The following is a 23,323-nucleotide window of genomic DNA, read 5'->3' on the forward strand; positions in this document are numbered from 1 at the left end:
GTCGTCACATCGGTCGACGTGACCCGCGGCACGCCCGGGTCGTTGGACCGCCGTCGGACCTGCAGCGAGAGGACCCCCCTTGTCACGCCCCACCCCCGGTACCGGACCGCACGCCCCCGAGCCGGACGCCACGGACCCGCAGGTGCGCCGCGGCCCGAGCCCGCGCGGACTCGTCGTGACCCCGGCCCCGACCCCGGTCCTGGTCCTGACCCTGGCTCTGGCTCTGTGCCTGGGGCTGGGGCTCGCCGGGGCGGTGCCGGTCGCCGCCACCGGCGCTCCGGGCGGACCGGCCCCCGCGGCGGCGAGCCTGCTCGCCGGGGCGTCGGACCCCGTCGCCGCGACCGGCCGGCGCAGCACCGGCACCGCGAAGGTGGGCCGCAAGAAGCGCCGCGTGGTCTTCGTGGGCAACAACTGGGACGGCACCGCCGACCTGCTGCGCCCGCGCTCCTTCACGCGGGTCGCCCGCATCGACGTCGTCCCCGACCGCGACGAGCGGATGCGCGAGATCCTCACCAACCCGGTGCGCACGGCGTTCTACGCCGCCATCCAGCAGTTCATCGGCGAGGGCCACGACCAGCTGGTCGACGACATGTACTCCTCCAACGACGGCCGCCTGCTCGTGGTGTCGCGGCCCTCGTTCGCCGACGTGGTCGCGATCGACCTGCGCACCCGCGAGATCGTGTGGCGCTTCGCCGTCGACGGCTACCGCTCCGACCACATGGCGCTCTCGCCCGACGGGCGGACCGTGGTCGTCTCGGCCTCGACCGGCAACGTCGTGCACGCCCTGGACGTGAAGACCGGCGAGGAGGTCGGTCGCTTTGAGTCCGGCGGCTCCCCGCACGAGAGCGTCTTCATCGATGGCGGCCGCACGATCCTGCACGCCAGCATCGGCATGGTCTACACGCCCTTCGACCAGCCGGTCCTGGACCCGACGAAGGACGACCGGGTCCTCCTGCTCGTCGACGCGCGCACCTTCGAGGTCAAGCGTCGCTACGACCTGCGCGCCGCGCTCGACGAGGCCGGCCTGGAGGACACGTCGACGGCGGTGCGTCCGCTGACCCTCTCGCCGGACGAGAAGCAGGTCTACTTCCAGCTCTCCTTCATGCACGGCTTCGTGCAGATGGACCGCCGCACCGGTGCGATCGTGCGCGTCAAGGAGCTGCCCGACCTCGTCCCCGACGTGCCGCGCGAGCAGTACCTGCTCGACTCGGCGCACCACGGGATCGCCATGGATCCCGCCGGGCGCCGGCTCTGCGTCGCGGGCACGATGTCCGACTACGTCACCGTCGTCGACGCCAGGACCTTCGAGCACACCGAGCTCGTCGTGCGCGAGGGCGGCAAGCCCTACTGGGTCACGCCGAGCCACGACGGCCGGTTCTGCTACATCTCCTGGAGCGGCACCGACGAGATCTCCCAGGTCTCCTACCGCACCGGCGAGGTCGTGCGGACCACGGCCGTGGGCGACCACCCGCAGCGGGTGCGCAACGGCGTCGTCCGCAAGCGCTACCTGCGCTGAGCGCTCGTGCGGGCCGGTCACGGCTCGCGGGTGATCCGGTAGATCGTGTGCGCCACCCCGCCGGGCGGCTCGGGGCCGAGGAAGCCGGCCTCGTGCAGGCTGCGCACCTGCTCGACCACGCTCGGGTCGGTGCTGGCGTCGGCCGCCGCGGCCCCGGCGGCGTACGCCGCGAAGCCGTGGTGGCCCAGCACGTCGCCGCCCGTGAGCCGACCGGCGTCGAAGGTCAGCGTCACCTGCTCCCGCGAGTCCGGGTTCGGTGCGCCGTCGAGCAGGGGCACCACGTCGCCGTGCTGCTCCAGCGACAGCACGTGGCTGCCGGGCGGGAAGGGCGCCAGCTGGGCGGTCGGTGCGCCGGCGGTCACGACGTGGGTGACGTCGTAGCCGTGGTCCTGCCCGAGCAGCTGCGCGGCCTGCATGCCGCCCTGTGAGTGACCCGCGAGCAGCACCGGTTCGCCGGCTCCGACGCCGGCGTGCGCCAGGGCCGCCAGGACACCGGCGCCGTAGGCGGTGCTCGCCGCCGCGACCAGGTGCAGGTTGGTGCCCATGTCGCGCACGTCGCCGTCCTGGGTCCAGGGCCACGTCGTCATGTCGTCCGTGCCGGGCAGGTAGACCACGTGCCGCCGCTGTCCGTCCGCACCCGTGAACGACTGGACCTCGACGGTCCCGTTCATCTCCGGGCGGTCGGGGCCGGACAGCGCGCTGAGCTGGGCCAGGTGCTCGACGAGGTCGGCCACGCTGCGCGGTGACCTCGCCGACGCCTCGACCCGGACGCCGGGCAGCGGCGTCGTGCGGGCGCGACCGGCGCCGTACAGCGCCGCGAGCAACCGGGGGTCGAGGAGACCGCCGGCGCCCCCGGCCAGCCGCTCGACCAGGCGGGGGTTCGTGGTGAGCCAGTCCCCGGCCCGGGCACCGGACCGCGCCGCCTGCCGACGCAGGGCGTCCTGGGCCGTGGGTGGCAGGTGCGGCCACAGCAGCGTGGCCGTCGCGGTCGTGCCGGCCACGCGCGGCGCCCACAGCGGCGCCGTCACGAAGAGGGCGTGGCCCACGCCGAGACCCAGCGTCAGACCGACGAGCTGGTCCAGCGCGGCCAGCGAGACCTCGGCCAGGTCGTCGCTCTCCTGCAGCAGCCGCACCGCCAGCCGCACCGCCCGCGCGTCCAGCTCCCACCCGAGCGCCTCGACCAGCACCCCGTCCGGCCCGGTGGTGGCCGCCAGCACCTCGCGCTCCGCCGCGGCGAAGGTGAGCGGTGCCAGCAGCGCCGAGGCCAGCAGGTCGTCGTCGAGCAGGGTGGCGGCACCCACCGCGGACCAGTGGCGCATCCGGTCACCGGCGACGTCGAGCTCCCCGGCGAGGGCGAGCACCCGGTCGTACGTCGCCGTCAGCCCCGCCACGCCTCCGCTCACCGACACGACCCGGGCGCCGTCCCCGGTGACGTCCCCGCTCCCGCTCATACGACGGCTCCGAGCAGGCCGGCCACGTCGACCTCCAGCCACGCTCGGTGCCCCGACGGCGGCGGCACGAACCGGTCCACGGGCCACCGCTCGGTGAGGCCGTCGAGCAGCCGGGCGACCCGGCGCTCGATGCCGGCGATCAGCTCCTGGCGCCGCGCCACCTCGCGCGCGTGCCGCTCCAGCGCCGCGGCGGCGTCCTCGTGGCGCACCGCCGTGCGGCGCAGCGCCGCGGCCCGGTCGCGGACCCGGCCGCGCAGCGCGTCGGCTGCCAGGCCGGTCCACGCGGTGGCCTCGGTGAGCGCGACCAGCCGGTCGGCCTCGGCACGGATCTCGTCGCCCTGGTCGCGCAGGACGTCAGCCAGTCGACGGATGGCTGCGGGGTCGCCGTGCACGAGGGCCTCCGGGCGGGACGGGGGTGGGTCCTCGTCGGGTGCCCGAGCGTCCGGGTCGGCAAACGGGCCGGCCGCGCGGGTGTGGAGGAGCGCCTGCGCGGCCCGCGCCCTGCGGGTGTCAGACCGCCTGCCGGACCCAGGTGTAGAGCTCGCCGGGCCCGATCTGCACGGTCTCGGGGGCCGCGCCGGTGCCGGCGACGGAGAAGCGCACGGAGCGGGTCCGGTCGGTCGGGTTGTGCCCGACCACGGCGACCCGGTCGCCGCGCACGAAGGCGACGGCGGTGAGGTCGCTGGGCGAGGTGCTGCCCGCGACCCGGGCGCCCGGAGGGGCGCCGCGGCGCACGTGGGCCAGGAACAGGTGCTCCGGCTCGGCGCGCCAGCCCGTCCCGCCGCCGCGGGGGGTGGTGAGGAGACCGCGGCAGTCGCGACAGCCACCGAAGCTGCCCGCCCAGCCCTCCTCGAGGACCAGGTTCCACAGCAGCAGACCGGAGTTGCCGGCGGCGCTCGCCTGGTCCAGGAGCACCTCGGCGTCCCAGCGGAACGTCGAGGGTGCGGTGTCGGTGGTGCCGGTGCACTCGGTCATCAGCCACGGGACCGGCAGGTCGGCGGCCTGGGCGGGCTGTCCGGCGTAGCAGTGCATCGAGGCGGCCGCGAGCCCGTCGTAGCCGGTGGCGTCGAGCCGGGGCCGGTCGGCCCAGTTGTGGTCGAGCCCCCACAGCTCGACCCCGAGCGCGGCCAGCTGCGGACCGACCCGGGAGGCGAGCCGCGCCAACGAGGTGTCCGAGACCAGCATCGTGGGGTAGTCGCTGACGTGCCCGGGCTCGTTGGCCAGGGTCATCGCCTGCAGCGGCACCCCGTGGTCCAGCAGCCAGCGGGCCTGGCTGACCAGCATCCGCCCGTACCCGTTGACCGCACCCGCACGCAGCGAGCCACCGTGCCACCACAGGTTGCTCTTGAAGCGCGGCAGCGCGGTCCAGGGACTGGCCACCACGGCGAGGTCGGGGGCGACGGGCAGGACCTGGTCGCGCAGCACCCGCACCGCGGCCCGGGCGTCGGGGTCCGGGCGGGCCCGCCGCCCGTTCCACCGCCAGCCCCAGTTGCGGGTGGACATGTCGGTGGCGCTCAGCGGCAGCCGGACCCACTGCAGCCGGGCCCCGGTGCGGCTGCTGGGGTCGAAGAGCTCTCCGATGAGGGCCGGCTGCTCGCGCAGCTCGGTGACGGTCGCGTCGGTCAGCGCCGCACCCACCCCGCGCCAGGGCTGGCGCAGGTCGTCCGCCTGCACGACCACGTCGTCGACGGGGCCGTCGGTCGGGGCCACCCCGGCGCGCCAGGTCAGGCGGACGGTGGGGTCGGTGGGTGAGGTGACCCACGCGCCGGGCCCGGAGTCCCTCCTCCGGGCGGCCGGTGCGGGCCCCCCGGCCCGGGCGCCGTCGACGTCCGCACCGAGGAGACGTCCGCCGCGGCAGCCGAGGGGGTCGTCGTGGGGGCGTCCGCCACGGCCAGGGGTGCGCCCAGCACGGAAGGGACGCCGAGCAGCAGCACGGCCGCGGCGGCGGTGGCGACGAGGCGGCGTCGGCGGGGGGTGCCGGGCGCGGTCGACATCGGCTGCTCCTGCGGATCGAGGAAGGGGGGCGCACGTCCCCGACGCCGTGGGCGGCCCGGATCGGTGCGGTGACGCGAGTCATCCTGCCCGACTTCACCCGGCGCCGGGGCGACAACCCGAGGTCTAGACAGGGCCGCGTCGCGCGTAACCGTGGCCCCGGGTCCTCGTTCCCCGTTGTACGAGTGCCGTCCGGGAGGGAAGGCGCCTCGCGGACGTCCCCCGGTCCACCGGCGTGCGTGCGTGACCGTGTCGCAGGAGGACGAGATCGTCGTTTCGAGCATGCTCCCACCGCACGAACCCCGGCTCCGGGGCAGTGCCCTCGCCCGCTGGTACGGCGCGCTGGGGCGGCGCGGCCAGGTGGTCGTCGAGGTGCTGCTGGGCTCGCTGGCGCCGCTGCTGGTCGCGTTCTGCATCTCGCTGGTGCTCGCGCGGACCGCCCCCCAGGCGCTCGAGGTGCTCTTCTGGGTGGTCTTCTTCTCCCTCACCGGCACGTCCTTGCTGATCCTCATGGAGTGCGCGCGGGCCTACCGCTTCCCGGAGCCGCCGGTGCGCACCCCCGTGCCCGCCGAGGACCTGCCCCGCGTGGCGACGGTGATCGCGGCGTACCTGCCCAACGAGCAGGAGACGCTGCTGGAGTCGGTGCGCGCCCACCTCGCCCTCGACTACCCGCAGGACCGCCACCTCGTGGTCGTGACCTACAACACCCCGGAGCGGCTGCCGCTCGAGGACGACCTCGCCCGGCTCGCCGAGGTCGAGCCGCGGCTGGTCGTCCTGCACGTGGCCGGGTCGACCTCGAAGGTGCAGAACATCGAGGGCGCGCTCGAGCTGGTCGCCGGGGTCGTCGACGTGGTCGGCATCTTCGACGCCGACCACCACCCGCACCCCACCGCCGCGCGCCGGGCCGCGCAATGGCTGGGCGACGGCGCGGGCGAGAAGCGCTTCGACGTCGTGCAGGGCCAGTGCGTGGTGCGCAACGACTCCGACACGTTCGTCACCCGCACGGTCGCGGCCGAGTTCGCCGCCCTGTACGCCGTGGCCCACCCCGGCCGCACGGTCGTGCACGACTTCGGCATCTTCGGCGGCAGCAACGGGTGGTGGCGTGCGGACGTGCTGGTCGGGCTGGGTCTCGACCAGCGGATGCTGACCGAGGACATCGACATCAGCATGCGCGCCCTGGCCCAGGGGTGCCGCCTGGGCACCGACCCCCGCATCCTGTCCTCGGAGCTGGCCCCCGCGACCTGGGGCGGCCTGTGGCGGCAGCGGATGCGCTGGTCGCAGGGCTGGTTGGAGGTCAGCGCCCGGCACCTGCGTTCCCTGCTCCCGCACCGCGGGCTCAGCGCGGCCCAGCGTCGCGGCGTCGTGTTCCTCCTCGGCTGGCGGGTCCTGCACCCCTTCGTCGCGCTCTGGCTGGTCCCGATCGTCGTCGCCACCGCGGTCGCCGTCGACCGCTCCGTCACCTGGACACTGCCCTTCTTCCTGATCAGTGCGCTGTTCGTGAACGGCGTGCCGGTGGTGCAGGCGGTCGCCGCGAACCGGCTCGCTCCTCCGGGCATCGGCCGGCGGCCCCGGCTGTTCGCGCGGTTCGCCCTGGTGTCGTTGCTGGGCTTCGCCGAGCTGCGCATGGTCATCACCCGCGGAGCCGTCGTGCGGCACCTGCTGGGCAACCGCGCCTGGGACGTCACCTCGCGGGAGGCGGCCTCCGGGCCTCCCGCCTCGGACGCGCCGACGACGCAGGCCCGCGCCGGCGACCGGCTCGTGGGCGCCCGATGAGCGCCGCGCTGAGCCCGCCCCCCGACCGGACACCCGACCAGACAGCCGACCAGCGGCGGGCGCGCTGGCCCCGGAAGGCGCGGCGTACCGATCACGGGTTCGGGCGGGTCTCGGCCCGTCCCGGCGCCCGGTCCGCCTTCCGGCTGCGGGGTGTGGAGGGCTGGCGCGGCATCGCCTGCCTGGTCGTCGTGGCCTACCACGTGTGGCAGAACATGGACGACGACGGTGACGGGCTGGGACCCGCGGGCGGCTCGGCGGACGTGCTGGCCGCGATCCTCAGCGTCGACGTGGTCGTCGACCTCTTCTTCGTGCTGTCCGGGCTGCTGCTGTTCCTGCCGTTCGTCCAGGCCGCGCTCGAGGACGAGCGCCGCGTCCCGCTGTGGCGGGAGTTCCTGTGGCGGCGCTGCGTGCGGCTGTTCCCGGTCTACTGGCTGGTCGTCGTGATCGCGTGGTCCACCCGCAACTTCGGGTTCGAGACGGCGCAGTGGCTCGACCTGGTCGAGCACCTGTTGCTGCTGCAGGCCTTCGACTCCGAGCGGATCTTCTACACCCTGGGCCCGGCCTGGACCCTGTCGGTCGAGTGGGTCTTCTACCTCAGCCTCGCGGCCCTGGGCCCGCCGTTGGTGCGCTGGGCCCGGACCGGGGGCACCCGACCGGCGCGGGTGCTGATGCTCCTGGCGCCGCTGGGCGTGGTGGCGCTGCTGTCGGTGCTCTACAAGATCAACGTCCAGCTGGTCTGGCAGGTGCCGGTCACCGACTGGGCCTGGCGGTTCGGCCCCGCGGCGAAGGCCGACGACTTCGCCATCGGGATGGCGCTGGCGGTGCTGATGGTGGTGCTCGGCGAGCGGCGCCTGCCGGTGCCGGGCACGGTGCTGCTGGCCGTGACCGGGGCGTGGCTGATCCTGGCGGCGCGCGTGCAGGTGCTGTCGGACCCCGACTCGATGCTGGTGATCCTGCGCCACCCGCTGGCCGCCACCGGTTGGGCGCTGGTCCTGCTCGCCGTCATGTCCAGCCGCAGCGACCGTCCTGCGGCCTGGGTCGACAACGCCCTCCTGGTACGGCTGAGCATCGTGGCCTACACCGTCTACATCGTCCACGAGCCGCTGATCCTGGGGCTGCGCTCCCTCGACCTGCTGCCCACCGGGACCAGCCACCTGCCCCGGAACATGGTCGTGGTGCTGCTGCTGACCCTGGCCGCGGCCTGGCTCCTGCACCGTGTGGTCGAGGAGCCCTGGTGCGACCTGGCCGCGCTGCAGCGTCGTGGCGGTGGCCGCGCCGATCTCTACGCGCCGCTCGACGAGCTGGTCCCGCTGGCCGCCGACGAGCGCGGACCCGGGGCGGTCGACGCCCTGAGCCTGCGCGACCAGGTGCTGGCCGGGCACGGTCAGGACCGGCCCGTGCTGAGCAGGACGGCCCCGCTGTGAGGCCGCGCCTCGTGGTGGCGCTCGTGGTCGTGGCCGTGACCGGGTTCCTGGCCTGGGGACCCGCGGGCCTCGCCTGGCAGGACCAGCCCACCGGTCCGGGCTCGATCAGCGACGTGACCCTGGGCCCCGAGCCCGGTACGCCGCCGTCCGCGGCCCGCTGGGGGGCCGGGGTGGTGGACTCCGCCGGCGACCGGCCGCGCGGCCGGTCCCGACCGGTGCCACGCGTGCGTCGCTCCACCTACGCGGCCGCCGCGCTGCGGGCCACCAGGCCCGGCACGGTCTCGGTGGTCGGCGCCGCCCGCGGTCGCCGGCTCGCCGGCGTCGGGGCGGTGGTCGACGACGACGACGTCCGCGTGCTCGCCGACCTGTCCGAGCCCGGTCGCAGCCGGACGGTCGCCGCCCTCATCGACACCGACGCCCTGGCCCTGTCGGTGCTCGCCCTGGGGTCCCGGCCCGACCGCAGCAGCGCCGTCGCCGACGTCGAGCGCGACGCGGGCCGGCTCGCGCTGCACCCGGGCGTGGTGGATCTCGTCGAGGTCTGGGCGCCGCTGCGCCCCGATCTCGTGCCGCTCGTGCAGGGCCGGGACCGTCGTGGTCGTGCGCCGGCCCGCAGCGTGGCCGCGTCCAGGGCCGGTCGGGGCGAGGCGGTCGACGCCGCACCCGGCTCGCGCACGTGGCGCCAGGTCGTGGCCCGCACCGTGGACGAGCTGTACGCCGCGCTCGACGCGGGCCGGGCACCGGTCTCCCCGGCCCTGCTGGCCGACCTCTCGCCCGCCGGGCTGCTGCACGCCGACACCGCACGGCTGACCGCACGCGGAGCGGCGTACGCCGTCGCTGCGCGGGCGGTGCAGCCCGGCTCGCGTGCGCTGGCCGTCAACGTGGGTGGCGACGGCCTGACGGCCCGCGCCTTCGCCCGCCCCGGCGGCGGCACGACGGTGCTGCTGCACCGCACCGGCCCGGTGCGCGCAGCGTTCCTGCAGGTCCCGGACGGCAGGCGGGTGGCGACGGTGCGGGTCGAGCTGGCCCCCGGTGCGTTGACCGCGGTGGTGCTCGACCCGCGCTGAGCGCCGCCTCGCCGCCCGCGGGCCGACCGGGGTGTGCCGTTTGGTCACCAACGACAGCTCAGGGGCCCCCGGGACTGCCGTTTGGTCACCAACGGCAGACCGGGAGCGCCCCGAACCCGGCGCGAGCAGGTCGTCCCGCTTGGCGCCCTCGGCTCAGCCGCGCAGGGCCGGCGCGAGCCGCTCGAGGCCGGCCTCGACGTCGCTGAGGGGCCCGGCGAAGGAGAAGCGCACCGAGCGGTGCCCGTGCAGGGGATCGAAGTCGACGCCGGGCGCGACGGCGACACCGGTGGTGGCCAGCAGGTGGTGCGCGAAGGCCATGGAGTCGTCGGTCAGGTGCCCCACGTCGGCGTAGACGTAGAACGCCCCGTCGGCGGGGGCCAGCCGGGTGACGCCCAGCCCGCGCAGGCCCTCCAGGAGCACCCGCCGGTTCTCGGCGTAGCGGGCCACGTGCCCGTCCAGCTCGGCGTACGACGCGTCGGTGAAGGCCGCGATGCCCGCGCGCTGGGCGAGCACGGGCGGGCAGATCGTGAAGTTGCCGGTCAGCACGTCGACGGCGCGGCGCAGCCGCTGCGGCACCAGCATCCAGCCGATCCGCCAGCCGGTCATCGAGAAGTACTTGCTGAAGCTCGAGAACACCACCGCCTCGCGGCTGGTCTCCCACGCGGTGCGGGCGAGCGGGGCGCCGCCGTCGAGGGCGGCGTACTCGATGCCGTGGTAGATCTCGTCGGAGATCAGCTGGACGCCGTTCTCCTCGCACCAGCACGCCAGCGCGGCCAGCTCCTCGGGCAGCAGCATCGTGCCGGTCGGGTTGGCGGGGCTGGCCACCACCAGCCCGCGCAGCCCGCCATCGTCGCGGAGGTCGGCGTGCAGCGCTGCGACCTGCTCCACCGTCGGCTGGAAGCGGGTCTCGGGCCCGGCGTCGATCTCGACGACCTCGCAGCCCAGTGCGGCCAGCACGTTGCGGTAGCAGGGGTAGCCGGGACGGGCCATCGCGACCTTGTCGCCCACCTCGAACGCCGCCAGGAACGCCAGCAGGAAGCCGCCGCTGCTGCCGGTGGTCACCACCACCTCGTCGGGGTCCACGTCGATGCCGTGGGCGCGGGCGTGGTGGCCCGCGATCGCCTCGCGCAGCTCGACCACGCCGGTCGAGGGCGTGTAGCCCAGCGGGTCGCCGGTTCCGAGCAGCCGGACCGCCTCGGCGTTCACCGGCGCGGGGGCGCCGGTGCTGGGCTGGCCGGCCAGCAGGTTGATCACGTCGCCGTGGCTGCGCTGGCGCCGGCTCGAGGCCTCCAGCAGGTCCATGACGTGGAAGGGCGGCACGTTGGCGCGGCTGGCCACCCGCAGGCGCTGGTCGTGGGTCACCCCACCGAGGCTAGGTCAGCGGGCCGGGAGGTTCATCGGCCGGCCGACAAACCTCCTGGGTGGACGATGAAACTTCATCGGCCACCCGTCAGGTTCATCGGCCGGCCGATGAAACATCCCCGGCGCGTTCCGCAGCCGCGACCCCGGCCCGGCGGCCGAAGAACGACCCCTCGCCGAGCTGGGTGCCGGAGCAGTAGCCGTTGCCGTCCTGGGCGATGTTGGAGGCGCACGCGCCGGCGGCGAAGAGCCCCGCGACGGGGGAGCCGTCGGGGCGCAGGGCGCGGCCGTCGACGTCGGTGGCGATGCCGCCGAGGGTGAAGCCGGCGTACAACGCCTTGCCCGGGCGCAGGTCGAAGACCGCCCACGGGCCGGTCGCCTGGGGCGCGAGCCACTCGGGGGCCTTGTGGAAGTCGGGGTCCTCGCCGCGGGCGGCGTGCGCGTTGTAGCGGGCCAGGGTGGCGGCGAAGGAACCGGCGGGCAGACCCAGCCCGGTCTCGAGCTCCTCGACCGTCTCGTAGCCGTCGAGCAGCGGCGCGAGCGGGAAGACGGGGTACTCCACGTGCTCGCTGTCCACGACCAGGTAGGCCTCCGAGCCCGGCTGGGCCAGCACGTGCTGGCTGGTGCGCGAGTGGTAGCTGTCCTCGGCCACGAACCGCTCGCCGCGGTTGTTGACGATCAGCCCCTTGAGCAGGATCGAGGGCGGGTAGACCGGCGCGGTGATGAACGGTTCGTCCATGTGCTTGAGCTCGGCGCCGACCGACTGCCCCAGGCGGATCCCCAGCCCGTCGTCGTACGTCGACCCCAGCGTGAAGAGCTTGTCGCCGAGCGCCGGGGTGTGCTCGGCGACCATGTCGGGGTTCATCACGAAGCCGCCGGCGGCGAGCACCACGGCGTCGGCGAGCACCACGCCGGAGCGGTCGAAGCTGCGCCACCCCACGCCGCACACCTGCTGCCCGTCGTCGACGACCAGCGCGCTCGCGCCGGTCTCGTAGCGCACCTCGACCCCGGCCTCCTCGATCCGCTCGCGCAGGAGGTCCATGACCAGCCTGGTGCCCTCGGTGTCGCCGGCGACGGGCACCTTGTGCCCGCGCGGGGCGGGTCGGGCCTGCTCGCGGAAGGGCCACACCTTCTCGTTGCCGGTGAACATCAGGCCCTGGGTGCCGGGCTGGATGACGGCCTTCTCGGGGTAGTAGGAGCGCTCGAACTCGAAGCCCAGGGCCTCGAGCCAGTCGAAGTGCGCCACCGAGCCCTCGCAGTAGGCGCGGATCTTCTCCTCGTCGGGCTCCTTGGAGGAGGCGACGAGGTAGTCGTGCATGGCCTCGACGCTGTCCTCGTGGCCGGTGGCCTGCTGCACCGCCGTGCCCGCGCCGAGGTAGAAGTGCCCCCCGGACATCGACGACGTGCCGCCGTGGACCGCGGCCCGCTCCAGCAGGAGCACCCGGGCCCCGGCGCGGGCGGCCTCGAGGGCCGCGCAGCCGCCGGCGATGCCGAAGCCGACCACGACGACGTCGTACGTCTCCGGACCGGTGGTCCCGTCGGGTGCGGTCGCCAGGCTGGTGGCCGGGATCGGGTCGGGGACGGCGTTGCCCTGGGTGCTCATGGAGCGAATCTAGAACATGTTCCAGTTCTGCGCGACGGTAGGCTGCGCCCACGCCACCCACCACCCAGTCAGGTGCGATGACCTTCGACGTCCCCCAGCTCAACGAGTTCATCCTCGTGGGGTCGTCCGTCCTCCTCCTGGCCATCCTGGCCGTGCGCCTCTCCAGCCGCGCCGGGCTGCCCAGCCTCCTGGTCTACCTGCTCATCGGGGTGCTGCTCGGCGAGTCGTTCATCGGGATCCCCTTCGAGGACGCGGTGCTCGCGCAGGTCCTCAGCTTCGCCGCGCTCGCGATCATCCTGGCCGAGGGCGGGCTGACGACCAGCTGGGCCGACACCCGGCCGACCCTGCGGCTGGGTCTCTCGCTGGCCACCGTCGGCACCGTGGTGTCGATCGCGGTGGTCGCGGTCGGCTCGCACCACCTGCTGGGGCTGCCCTGGCAGATCGCGGTGCTGCTCGGCGCGGTCTGCTCACCCACCGACGCCGCCGCGGTGTTCTCGGTGCTGCGCACTGTCCCGCTCCCACGCCGCCTGAAGAGCGCGCTGGAGTCGGAGTCGGGGTTCAACGACGCCCCGACGGTCGTCCTGGTCACCCTGATCTCCACGGGCGCCGTGAGCGAGCACCACCCCGGCATCGTGGTGCTGCTGGTGCTCGGACAGCTGGCGGCCGGCATCGCGGTCGGCCTGGCGGCCGGGTTCGGCGGCGCCTGGCTGATGCGCCGGGTCGCGCTGCCGACCGCCGGTCTCTACCCGCTCGCCGTGCTCAGCCTGGCGATGCTGGCCTACGGCTCGGCGGCCGTCCTCCAGGTCAGCGGCTTCGCGGCGGCGTACGTCGCCGGCCTGGTGCTGGGCAACTCCGACCTGCCGCACCGCGGAGCGACCCGCTCCTTCGCCGAGGGCGTCGGCTGGCTGGCCCAGATCGGGCTGTTCGTGGTGCTCGGACTGCTGCTGAGCCCGGGGCGGATCTCGATGGGGACCGTGGGCCTGGCCTTCGCGGCGGGCCTGATCCTGACCCTGGTCGCAAGACCCGTCTCGGTCCTGGTGAGCGCGGTCGTGCAGCCGATGTCGTGGCGCGAGCTGTCCTTCATGTCCTGGGCCGGGCTGCGCGGTGCGGTCCCGATCGTGCTCACGACGATCCCGCTGTCGGAGGGCGTGCCCGGCGCGGAGCGGCTCTTCGACCTCGTCTTCGTTCTGGTGGTCATCTACACCCTCATCACCGCGCCCAGCCTGCCCCTGGTCGCCCGCCTGCTGAAGGTGGCCAGGCGCTCCGAACCACGCGACCTCGACCTCGAGGCGGCCCCTCTCGAACGGGTCGCCGCCGACCTGCTGCAGGTGACGATCAGTCCCCACTCCCGCCTGCACGGCGTCGAGGTCGGGGAGCTGCGGCTCCCGCCGGGTGCGTCGGTCTCGTTGGTGATCCGCGACGGCAGCACCCTGGTCCCGCAGCTCGCGACGACGTTGCGCCGCGGCGACGACCTGCTCGTGGTGACGCCGCGCAAGGTGCGCGAGCGCACCGAGCAGCGGCTGCGCGACGTCAGCCGGGGCGGCCGGCTGGCGCAGTGGCTGCACGAGGACGACGGCCGCGGCCAGCACTGAGCGCCGTGCCCGGGTGGGGTCAGCTCACCCGCGGGGGCGGTACGCAGATCTCGACGGACTTCGCCACGGTCACGTTCTTGCGCCCCTTGCGGACCTTGTCGAAGCGGTCGCCGACGACCACGACCACACCGGGAGCGGTCACCCCGCGGTCGACGACGGGCACCTTCTTGCCCAGGGTCGAGAGCACCAGCTGCACCTCGGGGGCGCTGCGGTCCGGCGCCCACACCTGGACGCGCTGCACCTCGGCGTCGCTCGGCGCGTTGCCGCTGCGGCCCTCGGCGTACCCCCGGGCGGTCAGCTGGGCCAGCACCCGGGAGGCGAAGCTGCCGCGCTCGCCGGCGTTGAGCACGCTGACCTGCACCTGGTCGGGGTAGAGCTTCTCGCCGGCCTCCAGCGTCGTGGGGGTGCAGCCCCCGGGAGAGGTGGCCGACTCCGGCAGCGGCTGGGTGGCCGCGGACCAGCCCCACACGAGCCCCACCACGAGCAGCAGGCTGAGCACGGCCAGGGTCAGGGCGGAGCGCGCCGCGGCAGGGAGCTGGGTCATCGGCTCAGGGGTCCATGCGCTCGGAGGTCACACCCGGGAGTGTAACGACGGACCCGGGTGTGCCTCCGAACGCGCGGACGTGCGCCGGTTCAGGCGGACCAGCGCACCGCGTCGTCGACCAGGTCGGCCAGCGCGTGCACACCGCGCAGGTCGTCGCGCGAGGTCATCAGTCGCGTGAGGCCTGCGGTGTGCCGGTCGCGCAGGTCGTCGCAGCGGGCCTGCGCGAGGGTGGGGTCCGGGGCCGGGTCGAGGCCGGGGGCGGCGAGGGGCGTGGTGCGGGTGCTGACGCGGGCCCAGGAGCGGGCGGCGCGGCTGGTGCGGAGCTGCTGGGTCATCAGTTCTCCTGGTGTCGGGACCGTGGGTGGCCGGTGGGTGACCCCACACTCGCCCGCCCGTGTCGCCGGGGTGTTGACGCCAGGTGACGTGCGGGTTTCGACCTCCGGCGCGATGGCGTGACCTGCACCACGTCCGTGTCGTAGGTTTCCTCCGTGACCAAAACTGATACAGGTTCTAGTTCTGCGACTGGGGGCCGCGATCTCGCCGCGGAGCTGGACCACCTCCACGCACTCGAGGAGCTGCGCTGCCTCAAGCACCGCTACCTGCGCTGCGTGGACACCAAGCAGTGGGACGAGTTCGAGGCCTGCTTCGTCCCGGAGGCGACCGGCGACTACAACGGCCTGGTCTTCGGCGATCGGGCCAGCCTGGTCGACTACATGCGCACCCACATGGGCGAGGAGCTGATCTCGCTGCACCAGGCCCACCACCCCGAGATCAGCATCGACGGCGACCGGGCCACCGGCCGCTGGTACCTGCAGGACAAGGTGATCGTGCAGGCGTACCAGTTCATGCTCGAGGGCGCGGCGATCTACGAGGACCGGTACGTGCGCACGCCTGACGGCTGGCGGATCGAGCACACCGGCTACCAGCGCACCTACGAGGCGACGTACCACCTCGGCGACCTGCCCCGGTTCAAGCTCTCCGGGCCGGGCGAGCACACCCACGTCTGAGCCGTCGTACGCCGCCCCCGGCACCGCCGGAGGTCAGATCGAGGGGTCGGTCCAGGCGGTCTGGACGACCTCGGTGCCGCGCTCGCGGGTCTGCAGGCGCCCGCGTCCCGGTGCGGCCGGCGCGGGACGGAGGGTGCCGATGAGGGGGCCCTCGTCGGGAGAGCCGGAGAGCAGCAGCCCCGGCATCGCCAGGTCGCGCAGCGACTGGATGATCGGCTCGTAGAGCGAGCGCGAGGCACCACCGGAGCGCCGTGCGACGACGACGTGGAGGCCGACGTCGCGGGCCTGGGCCATCAGCGGCGCGAGGACCTGCACCGGCGAGGACTGCTGGGTCGCGACCAGGTCGTAGTCGTCGACCAGCACGAACACCTCCGCGCCCTGCCACCACGAGCGGTTGCGCAGCTGGTCGGGCGTCACGTCGGGGCCGGGCAGGCGCTGCTCGAGGTAGGCGGCGACGTCCTTGAGCGCCGGGCCGGCCTGGGTGGCCGAGGTGAGGTAGTTGAGCAGGTAGTCCTCGGGCACCTCGCCGAGCATCGAGCGGCGGTAGTCGACGACGATGATCTGGGCCTGCTGCGGGCTGCGGGTGCGCATGACCTCCTGCGCGTAGGTGCGCAGCAGGGCGCTCTTGCCCGACCGGCCGTCACCGAAGACCAGCAGGTGCGGCTCGGAGTCGGGGTCCAGGGTGACGGGCGCCAGCTCCTTCTCGTTGACGCCCAGCAGCAGCGGGCCACCCTGCTTGGACCCGTGGTCGGGCTCGGGGTCGACCTGCGCCTGCGCGCGCACCTGGGCCAGGTCGATGCGATCGGGCAGCAGCCGCAGCTTGGGCCCGCGCGGGCCCTTCCAGGCGGCCCCGACCCGCGCGACCAGGTCCTCGACCCCGTCGCCGAGGGTGGCCCCCGAGTGGTCCGAGTCGATGCGGGGCAGCGCCCCGAGGAAGTGCAGCTTGGACTGCACCAGTCCGCGCCCGGGTCGTCCCGTCGGCACCAGGGCCGCCAGCTTGCGGTCGACCTCGGAGTCGATGTGGTCACCCAGCCGCAGCTCGAGCCGGGTGCCGAAGACGTCGCGCATCGCGGCGCGGAAGTCCGACCAGCGGGAGGCGGCGGCGACCACGTGCAGGCCGAAGGTCAGGCCCCGCCCGGCCAGCTGCTGCAACGACAGCTCGAGGTCGTCGAAGTCGGCGCGCAGCGTGCTCCAGCCGTCGACGACGAGGAAGACGTCGCCGTAGCCGTCGTCGGCGCGCCCCGCGGCCCGGCGCGAGCGGTAGGTCTCGATGGAGTCGATGCCCTGGGCGCGGAAGTAGGCCTCACGGCGGTCCACGATGCCGTGCACCTCCGCGACGATGCGGCGTACGACGTCGGGCTCGGAGCGCGAGCCCACGCCGGACACGTGCGGCAGCTGGGCGAGCGGGGCGAAGGTGCCGCCGCCGAAGTCGAGCACGAAGAACTGCGACTCCAGCGGTGTGGTGATCAGCGACGTGCTCGTCACGATGGTGCGCAGCAGGGTGCTCTTGCCGCTGCGCGGGCCGCCGACGACCGCGACGTGCCCCGCGGAGCCGGCCAGGTCGACGGTGAGGGTGTCGCGACGCTGCTCGCGGGGCCGGTCGACGGTGCCGAGGGGGATGCTGAGCCCACCGAGGCGGCGCCACGCGGGGGAGACCAGGCCGAGCTCGGGGTCCTCGACGAGGTCCTCGAGCAGGTCGTCGAGGGTGTCGGGGACGTCCAGCGGGGGCAGCCACACCTGGTGGGCCGCCGGGCCGTGCCCGCGCATGCGGGTCACCGCCACGTCGAGCAGCGAGGGCTGGTTGCCCTCGGCGGCGGGCGCGACGGGCGCCGGGGTCAGGGGTTCGGGCTCGGGCTGCTCGAGCTGCTGCACCTCCGAGATCGTGAAGGGCAGGATGCCGTGGACGTGGCCGCCCTCGTCGCGGCGCACCCGCACCCGGCCGGAGGGCGGGCCGGAGACGTAGGCGGCCTTGAAGCGGACCATGCTGGTCGGGTCGGGCTTGAGGTAGCCCAGGCCCGGCACGGCGGGCAGCTCGTAGGCGTCGGTGACACCGAGCACGGCGCGCGACTCCTGGGCGCTGAAGGTGCGCAGGCCGATGCGGTAGGACAGGTGGGACTCGAGACCGCGCAGTCGGCCCTCCTCGAGACGCTGCGAGGCGAGCAGGAGGTGCAGGCCCAGGGACCGGCCCAGGCGCCCGATCGCCACGAACAGGTCGATGAACTCGGGCTTGGCGGAGAGCATCTCGGAGAACTCGTCGACCACGATGAACAGCGACGGCATCGGCGCGAGGTCCTCGCCGGCGACGCGCGCCTTCTCGTAGTCGCGGATCGAGGCGAAGTTGCCGGCCTCGCGCAGCAGCTCCTGGCGGCGCACCATCTCGCCGGACAGCGCGTCCTGCATGCGGTCGACGAGCGTGAGCTCCTGGGAGAGGTTGGTGATGACCGCCGAGACGTGCGGCATCTCGGCCATGCCCGCGAACGTCGCGCCACCCTTGAAGTCCACCAGGACGAGGTTGAGCTGCTCGGGGGAGTGGGTCAGCGTCAGGCCGAGGACCAGGGTGCGCAGGAACTCCGACTTGCCCGAGCCGGTGGCGCCGATGGCCAGCCCGTGCGGGCCCATGCCCTGCTGCGCGGACTCCTTGATGTCCAGGTGGACCAGGGCGCCACCCTCGCCCAGCCCGATCGGCACCCGGAGCCGGTCGCGGGCGGGGCGGGGGCGCCACGCGGTCTCGGGGTCGAGGGTGTGCACGTCGCCGAGCGCGAGCACCTCCATGAAGTCGGTGGGCCCGGCGATCTCGGTGCTGCTGGCGCCGGCGTCGCCGGTGGTCCCGGCGGTGACGACGTGCAGCGGCGTGAGCCGGCGGGCCAGGGCCTCGGCGGTGGCCAGGTCGCACTGGTCGGCGGTGGCCCGCACCGGCGCCTCGCGCAGCCGTACGGCGCGCAGCGGCAGGCGGCCGGACGCGTCGGCGACCGCCCCGATCTCGAGCCGCAGGCGGCTGGCGTCCTCCAGCTCGTCCCAGCGGGACGGCAGGTCCAGGACGGTCACGCCGTGCAGGCCGTCGGGGGGCACGACGTGGTTGCCGGGCGGCAGCTCGACGCCGTCGGTGACCAGCAGGATGTGCGGGGACGACGGGCGCTCGTCGGCGCCGAAGCGGGGCCGGTCGCTCAGGTCGGGGGGCAGCATCTCGGCGAGGTCGTCCAGCGAGGTGCTGACCATCCGCTGCGGACCGACGGCGTCGGAGAGCTGGGCGGACAGGGCGTGCGGCAGCCACTTCACCCAGTCCCAGTGGGCGAGGTTCTGCTCGGAGGCCAGCACCGCGACCACGACGTGCTCGGGGGACTGGAAGGTCGCCGCGGAGCAGATCAGGGCGCGGGCCAGGGAGCGGGCCGGCTCGTCGGAGCCGCAGACCTCGATCCGGTCGAAGGCCCGCAGGTCGATCGACGCCGGGAGGTCGGGCTGGTTGCGGTGCACCACCAGCAGGCGGTGCAGCGCGGAGGCGGCCACCGGGTCGACCTGGTCGATGGGTGCGCTGTCGGGCGGCACCAGGCTCAGCGCCAGCTCCTGGCTGCAACGCCCGTACCGCACGTGCAGGAACTCGGCGTCCCCCACGCCGTGCTCCCAGACCCGCGAGCGGTCCTCGGCCAGCGCCGGGAGCGCGGAGGGGTCGGGGTGGTGCCAGGTCAGCGCCTGGCGCTGCTGCTCGGCGGCGTCCCGGGCGACCTGGCGCACGGTCCCGAGGTAGCGCAGGTACTCGGTGCGCGAGCCGGTCACGCTCTGGGCCCGCTGTTTCCGCTGCCGGTCGATCTGGACCACGATGAAGCCGAGGGTGGCGAAGAGGAACATGCCCGCGGCGATGAAGCTGCGCCCGCCGTTGCCCGAGGACTGGCCCATGGTGGCGACCAGGACGATCGAGCCGAGGCTGCCCAGCATCGGGATGGCATTCATCAGCACCCCGGCCGCGCCCTCCGAGCGGTCGAGCTCCGGTGGCGGCTGGAGCCGGATCTCACCGGACGGCATCTCCGGCTGGTCGAGGCGCTGGCCCCGCAAGGTGGTCGTCACTGCTCTCCTCGTCGGTGCTCACGGGGGGGGTGCCCGGCCGGCAGCAGCCCGGCTACAGGGTGGCCCCGGCGCCCGCGCCAAGCACTACCCTGCCTCACCACGGGCCAAACCGGGCGTCTTCCCGCGCTCGCCGCGCCCTCGGTACAGACTCGGCACAGACTCGCGCAGACATCGGGGCAGGGAGCAGGAGGCGGTCATGACGGTGGGCAGCGAGGCCCCCGACCGGGTGGCCCTGACGGTGCACGGTCCGGCCGGCGCCGTGGACCTCCTCGTCCCGCTCGGTGCCAGCGCCGCCGACGTCGCGCTCGAGTACGCCGCCCAGGCCGGCCTGCCGGGCACCCCCGCGCTCGGCACGAGTGCGGGCCGCCGCCTCGACCCGGACGCGCCCCTCGCCGCGGCCGGGGTGCGCAGCGGGTCCCTGCTGGTCGTGCTCGACCTCGGCGGGCCCGACGGGCCTGACGGGCCCGGCGGCCCGGGTGGTGCCGTGGGCCCGAGCGGCCCCGGCCGCCGTCGCCGCACCCGCCCCGAGGTCGCGGCGACCGCGCCGGGCCCGGGCGCCGGGGCCTGGACGGGCGTCGCTGCGGGCCTCGCAGGCCTCGCCGGGTGGAGCGCCGCACAGGTCGACGGGGCGTTGCACCAGGCCAGCGTCGTCGTGCTGGTCGTCGCCGCGGTCCTGGGGGTGGTCCCGGTCGGTCGCCTGGCGGCGTACCGGGTGCTGGCCGCGCCGGCCTTCGCCGCCGCTGCCGCCTTCGCCGTCGTCTGGCAGCCCGACCTGGTCCTGCGGCCCACCGTGGTGGGGGTGACCGCTCTGGTGGCGGCCCTGGCCGCCGCGGTCGGACGGGCGCTGGGCCGGGCCCAGGAGGAGGCGCTGCGGGTCTGGGTGGTCGTCGGCACCGCCGTCTTCGTCGTCACCGTCGCCGGTGCCCTCGTGGGCGCGCCCACCCAGCTGGTCTGGGGGGTGCTGCTGGTGCTGGCGGTGCTCGCGCCCCGGTTCGTGCCGGGGCTGGCCGTCGACGTGCCCGACCAGCTGCTGCTCGACCTCGAGCGGCTCGCCGTGACCGCGTGGTCGGCGCGGGAGCGCCCGGCAGGTCGTCGGGGTCGCACGATCGTGCCCCAGGCCGCGGTGGCCGCGGTGGCCACCAGCGGTGCCCGCACCATCACCGCGGCCTGCGCCGGTGTGCTGCTGGTCGTGGCGGTGGCCGCGCCCAGCCTGCTCAGCGCCGCCGACGTCACCGTCGACGTCATCGGGGCGCGGGTGATGGTGCTGACGTCCGGCGCCGCGATCCTCCTGGCCGCCCGCAGCTACCGCCACCGTCCCGCCCGGGCCCTGCTGCGCCTGGCCGGCCTCGTGTGCTGGGCGGCCCTCGGCGCCTCGATGGCACCGGCGCTGCGCGAGGGCGCCGGGCTGGCCCTGGCCGTGGCGGCCGTCGTGGTCGCCGCGCTGGTCGTGCCGGTCGCCGTGGCGACGGGACGCGGGTGGCGCTCGGCCTGGTGGGCGCGGCGCGCCGAGGTGGCCGAGGGGTTGTCCTCGGCCCTGGCGCTGGCCTCCCTGGTGGTGGCCTCCGGCTTCTTCCGGAGCCTGTGGGAATCCATCCCGGATGTTTAGCAGGTAAAGACAGGGGTACACCTTGGGCTGTACAGCACCTTGCCGGGTCCGCGATCACGTCACGTACTGGCCCGCAGGCTGACGAGACCGAAGCGATTCCACGCAGATTCTCGTGGGCGGCAGCCGCCGCGGCGAGGAAGGAGCAGGCAGTGAGCAACGAGTACGGACAGGGCGAGAAGACCCTCTCGAGGGCAGCGGGCATGGTCAACCAGGCCCGCGGCGAGTTCGACACCATCAGCAAGAACCTCATGGGCAACGTCGAGGGACTGCGCTCGCAGTGGGGCGGCCAGGGATCGGTGGCCTTCCAGGCGCTGGCCATGGCGTGGAGCGAGAAGCAGCAGAAGATCGTCAGCGCCCTCAACGAGTTCGAGTCCAACCTCATCACCACCGAGAAGGACAACATGGCCACCGACGACTCGCAGTCGACCGCCATGACCTCGCTGCAGAACAGCCTCGGCCAGCTCCCCGGCTGACCGGCACCGCTCGCCACGCACGCACTTCGACGGACCTGGAGACAAGATGATGAACGACGGCATCCGCGTCAACCACGCGGGACTCGACACCGGCTCGAACGACCTCGCCACCGGGGTCAAGCAGATCGAGGACCGGATGAACCGCCTCGAGGACGACCTCAAGGAGCTCAAGGGCGCCTGGGTCGGTAGCGCCAAGGACTCCTACACGGTCGCCAAGGCCAAGTGGGACCAGGCGATCCTCGAGATGAAGGACCTCCTGCAGAAGACCAGCGTCGCCGTGGCGCAGGCCAACCAGGACTACCGCTCGGCCGACCAGCGCGGCGCCGCGCTGTTCAACGGCTGACCCAGCACGCCCAGCACGACCCAGCACGACCCCGAGCACCACGAGACCAGGGGGCCGGCACCGCGAGGTGTCGGCCCCCTGGTCTCGCAGCGCAGTAGCATCGCCGTCCGGTCGAGACCTCCGATGAGGAAGACGAGATGAGCCCCCAGATGAGTCAGGCACCCACGCGCGCAGCCGGCCTGGTGCGGGTCACCGTCGCCTCCGGCACCCGACGGGTCGACCTGGTCCTGCCGGGCTCGGTCCCGGTCGCCGAGCTGGTGCCCGAGCTGGCCCGCAGCGTCGGCGTCCTGGACGCCCTGACCGTGCACGGCGGCTACCGCGTGGTCACCTCCGACGGGCGGCTGCTGGCCACCGACGTCGGACTGGTCGTCCAGGGGGTCGAGGACGGCGCCCTCCTCACCGTCACCGCCGGGGTCGACGAGGAGGCTCCCCGCGTCTACGACGACGTCGTCGAGGCGATGACCGACGTGGTCGAGCGCGACCTGCGCCCCTGGTCGCCCGCCTCCGGTCGGCGTACGGCGCTCGGCGCCGCCGGGCTGCTGATGGCCCTGGGGGCCGCGGCCCTGCTGGTCCAGAGCGACACCCGCCTGGCCGGGACCGCCGCCGCCGTCGTGGCCGCGGTGCTGGTCGCGGGCGGCATCGTGCTCTCGCGCGCCCAGGACGAGCCGGAGGCCGCGGTCGCCGTCGCCTGGATGGGCACGGCGTACGCCGCTGTCGCGGGCCTGCTGCTGGCCCAAGACGGCGACCCGCTCGCGGGGCTCGCCGGCCTGCCGGTCGCGAGTGCCGGTCTCGGCGCGGTGCTCGCGGGGCTGGTCGCCCTGCTCGGGCTCGGCGACGGGCGCGCCCTGGTGCTGCCCCCCGTGGTGGTCGGTGCCGCGTTCTGCGTGGTGGGCCTGGTGCTGCGCACCGGCGACGTCGACGCGGGCGTCGTGCTGGCCACGGTCCTGGTCCTGGTCGTGCTGATGGGCAGCCTGTTCCCGTGGCTGGCGCTGGGCGTCACCGGGGCCCGCGTGGAGCAGATCTACAGCGTCGCCGACATCACCGCCGACCCCGAGACGATCGACGCCTCGGAGGTCGGGCGAGAAGCGCGGCTGGCCCACGAGATCCTGCTGGCGATCACCGCGACCGTCGGTCTGCTGCTCGTCCTGGTCGCGCCGGTCGCGGTCGGGCTGGGCCTGTCCGGCACGCTCCTGGCGCTCGTGTGCTGCCTGGTCGTGATGCTCCGCACCCGGCAGTACCGCACCGGCAGCGAGGTGCTGGTCGGCCTCGTCTCGGGCATCGCCGGTCTGGTCTCGGTGGCGCTCGCGCTGCTGTGGGTCCAGCCGCAGTGGCGACCCACCACCGCCGTCGTGCTCGCAGTCGCCGGGGCCGTGCTGCTCGCCGTGACGCTGCTGCCGTCGGCCCCCTCGGTGCGACGGGGGCGGCTCGGCGACGTCGCCGAGAGCATCTGCCTCCTGGCCCTGGTCCCGCTCGCCCTGGTGGCGACCGGCGTCTTCTCGGCGATCGCGGGCTGAGCC

At 74.4% G+C, this 23,323-nt stretch carries 17 protein-coding genes and 1 pseudogene; 10 read left to right on the plus strand and 8 right to left on the minus strand.

Going from position 1 to position 23,323, the window contains the following annotated elements; all coding sequences use genetic code 11:
* Window positions 1-79: 79 nt before the first annotated feature.
* Window positions 80-1,516 carry a YncE family protein gene (locus I601_RS07450; RefSeq protein WP_237089578.1) on the plus strand — a complete coding sequence of 479 codons (1,437 nt, stop codon included), beginning with the start codon at window positions 80-82 and terminating at the stop codon, window positions 1,514-1,516.
* A gap of 17 nt (window positions 1,517-1,533) precedes the next feature.
* Here the strand turns inward: I601_RS07450 and I601_RS07455 are convergent, their stop codons facing one another.
* The 3 genes and pseudogenes from I601_RS07455 to I601_RS07465 all read right to left on the minus strand — a co-directional run bounded on the left by I601_RS07455 (window position 1,534) and on the right by I601_RS07465 (window position 4,677).
* Window positions 1,534-2,967, minus strand: a complete 1,434-nt coding sequence (locus I601_RS07455; protein ID WP_068107862.1) for a hypothetical protein — start codon at window positions 2,965-2,967, stop codon at window positions 1,534-1,536.
* A pseudogene (locus I601_RS07460) lies at window positions 2,964-3,362 on the minus strand (WXG100 family type VII secretion target); the annotation flags it as partial. The gene I601_RS07455 and the pseudogene I601_RS07460, both read right to left, overlap by 4 nt.
* A gap of 115 nt (window positions 3,363-3,477) precedes the next feature.
* Window positions 3,478-4,677 carry a glycoside hydrolase gene (locus I601_RS07465; RefSeq protein ID WP_068107867.1) on the minus strand — a complete coding sequence of 400 codons (1,200 nt, stop codon included), beginning with the start codon at window positions 4,675-4,677 and terminating at the stop codon, window positions 3,478-3,480.
* Between the two features lie 525 nt (window positions 4,678-5,202).
* Here I601_RS07465 and I601_RS07470 point away from each other — a divergent pair.
* Genes I601_RS07470 through I601_RS07480 form a run of 3 tightly spaced genes read left to right on the plus strand, consistent with a single transcriptional unit; the run spans window position 5,203 to window position 9,220 of the window.
* On the plus strand, window positions 5,203-6,732 hold the full coding sequence (locus I601_RS07470; protein ID WP_068107869.1) for a glycosyltransferase family 2 protein: 1,530 nt from the start codon (window positions 5,203-5,205) through the stop codon (window positions 6,730-6,732).
* Window positions 6,729-8,156, plus strand: coding sequence for an acyltransferase family protein (locus I601_RS07475; RefSeq protein ID WP_068107871.1), 1,428 nt, complete (start codon window positions 6,729-6,731; stop codon window positions 8,154-8,156). The genes I601_RS07470 and I601_RS07475 overlap by 4 nt, the downstream gene beginning before the upstream one ends.
* Window positions 8,153-9,220, plus strand: a complete 1,068-nt coding sequence (locus tag I601_RS07480) for a hypothetical protein (protein WP_157519953.1) — start codon at window positions 8,153-8,155, stop codon at window positions 9,218-9,220. Before I601_RS07475 ends, I601_RS07480 begins: the two co-directional genes overlap by 4 nt.
* Window positions 9,221-9,373: 153 nt before the next feature.
* Here the strand turns inward: I601_RS07480 and I601_RS07485 are convergent, their stop codons facing one another.
* Together I601_RS07485 and I601_RS07490 are read right to left on the minus strand one after the other, a co-directional pair.
* Complete coding sequence (locus I601_RS07485; protein ID WP_237089579.1) at window positions 9,374-10,582, minus strand: pyridoxal phosphate-dependent aminotransferase; 1,209 nt, start codon at window positions 10,580-10,582, stop codon at window positions 9,374-9,376.
* A 94-nt stretch (window positions 10,583-10,676) separates the two neighbouring features.
* Window positions 10,677-12,182, minus strand: coding sequence for an FAD-binding protein (locus I601_RS07490; RefSeq protein ID WP_068107875.1), 1,506 nt, complete (start codon window positions 12,180-12,182; stop codon window positions 10,677-10,679).
* Window positions 12,183-12,259: 77 nt separating this feature from the next.
* Between I601_RS07490 and I601_RS07495 the strand changes: the two genes are divergently transcribed.
* Window positions 12,260-13,774: a potassium/proton antiporter gene (locus I601_RS07495; RefSeq protein WP_068107877.1), complete on the plus strand. Its 1,515-nt coding sequence runs from the start codon at window positions 12,260-12,262 to the stop codon at window positions 13,772-13,774.
* Window positions 13,775-13,793: 19 nt separating this feature from the next.
* On the opposite strand, the gene I601_RS07500 is transcribed toward I601_RS07495, so the two are convergent.
* On the minus strand, window positions 13,794-14,318 hold the full coding sequence (locus tag I601_RS07500; protein ID WP_068107879.1) for a LytR C-terminal domain-containing protein: 525 nt from the start codon (window positions 14,316-14,318) through the stop codon (window positions 13,794-13,796).
* 89 nt (window positions 14,319-14,407) lie between these two features.
* Window positions 14,408-14,653 (minus strand): hypothetical protein, encoded by a 246-nt coding sequence (locus I601_RS07505; protein WP_068107881.1) that lies wholly within the window; start codon window positions 14,651-14,653, stop codon window positions 14,408-14,410.
* 153 nt (window positions 14,654-14,806) lie between these two features.
* Between I601_RS07505 and I601_RS07510 the strand changes: the two genes are divergently transcribed.
* On the plus strand, window positions 14,807-15,325 hold the full coding sequence (locus I601_RS07510) for a nuclear transport factor 2 family protein (protein ID WP_237089580.1): 519 nt from the start codon (window positions 14,807-14,809) through the stop codon (window positions 15,323-15,325).
* A 33-nt stretch (window positions 15,326-15,358) separates the two neighbouring features.
* On the opposite strand, the gene eccCa is transcribed toward I601_RS07510, so the two are convergent.
* Window positions 15,359-19,384: a type VII secretion protein EccCa gene (eccCa, locus tag I601_RS07515; protein WP_068107883.1), complete on the minus strand. Its 4,026-nt coding sequence runs from the start codon at window positions 19,382-19,384 to the stop codon at window positions 15,359-15,361.
* Between the two features lie 196 nt (window positions 19,385-19,580).
* On the opposite strand from eccCa, the gene I601_RS07520 reads away from it, so the two are divergent.
* The 4 genes from I601_RS07520 to eccD all read left to right on the plus strand — a co-directional run bounded on the left by I601_RS07520 (window position 19,581) and on the right by eccD (window position 23,320).
* Window positions 19,581-20,990 (plus strand): ubiquitin family protein, encoded by a 1,410-nt coding sequence (locus I601_RS07520; protein ID WP_068107885.1) that lies wholly within the window; start codon window positions 19,581-19,583, stop codon window positions 20,988-20,990.
* 149 nt (window positions 20,991-21,139) lie between these two features.
* On the plus strand, window positions 21,140-21,463 hold the full coding sequence (locus I601_RS07525) for a WXG100 family type VII secretion target (RefSeq protein WP_084527303.1): 324 nt from the start codon (window positions 21,140-21,142) through the stop codon (window positions 21,461-21,463).
* 49 nt (window positions 21,464-21,512) lie between these two features.
* The gene (locus I601_RS07530) at window positions 21,513-21,806 is read left to right on the plus strand and encodes a WXG100 family type VII secretion target (RefSeq protein ID WP_068114545.1); all 294 of its coding nucleotides are present in this window, start codon (window positions 21,513-21,515) and stop codon (window positions 21,804-21,806) included.
* A gap of 137 nt (window positions 21,807-21,943) precedes the next feature.
* Window positions 21,944-23,320 (plus strand): type VII secretion integral membrane protein EccD, encoded by a 1,377-nt coding sequence (gene eccD, locus I601_RS07535; protein ID WP_237089581.1) that lies wholly within the window; start codon window positions 21,944-21,946, stop codon window positions 23,318-23,320.
* The last annotated feature ends 3 nt before the right edge of the window (window positions 23,321-23,323 follow it).

This window comes from Nocardioides dokdonensis FR1436, assembly GCF_001653335.1.
Lineage (GTDB): Bacteria > Actinomycetota > Actinomycetes > Propionibacteriales > Nocardioidaceae > Nocardioides > Nocardioides dokdonensis.

Excerpts from the sequence above, each read along its gene's own strand:
- eccD (WP_237089581.1), top strand. The coding sequence starts at position 21,944 with ATGAGCCCCCAGATGAGTCAGGCACCCACGCGCGCAGCCGGCCTGGTG.
- I601_RS07505 (WP_068107881.1), bottom strand. The coding sequence starts at position 14,653 with ATGACCCAGCAGCTCCGCACCAGCCGCGCCGCCCGCTCCTGGGCCCGC.
- I601_RS07500 (WP_068107879.1), bottom strand. The coding sequence starts at position 14,318 with ATGACCCAGCTCCCTGCCGCGGCGCGCTCCGCCCTGACCCTGGCCGTG.
- I601_RS07520 (WP_068107885.1), top strand. The coding sequence starts at position 19,581 with ATGACGGTGGGCAGCGAGGCCCCCGACCGGGTGGCCCTGACGGTGCAC.
- I601_RS07495 (WP_068107877.1), top strand. The coding sequence starts at position 12,260 with ATGACCTTCGACGTCCCCCAGCTCAACGAGTTCATCCTCGTGGGGTCG.
- I601_RS07475 (WP_068107871.1), top strand. The coding sequence starts at position 6,729 with ATGAGCGCCGCGCTGAGCCCGCCCCCCGACCGGACACCCGACCAGACA.
- I601_RS07490 (WP_068107875.1), bottom strand. The coding sequence starts at position 12,182 with ATGAGCACCCAGGGCAACGCCGTCCCCGACCCGATCCCGGCCACCAGC.
- I601_RS07455 (WP_068107862.1), bottom strand. The coding sequence starts at position 2,967 with ATGAGCGGGAGCGGGGACGTCACCGGGGACGGCGCCCGGGTCGTGTCG.
- I601_RS07530 (WP_068114545.1), top strand. The coding sequence starts at position 21,513 with ATGAACGACGGCATCCGCGTCAACCACGCGGGACTCGACACCGGCTCG.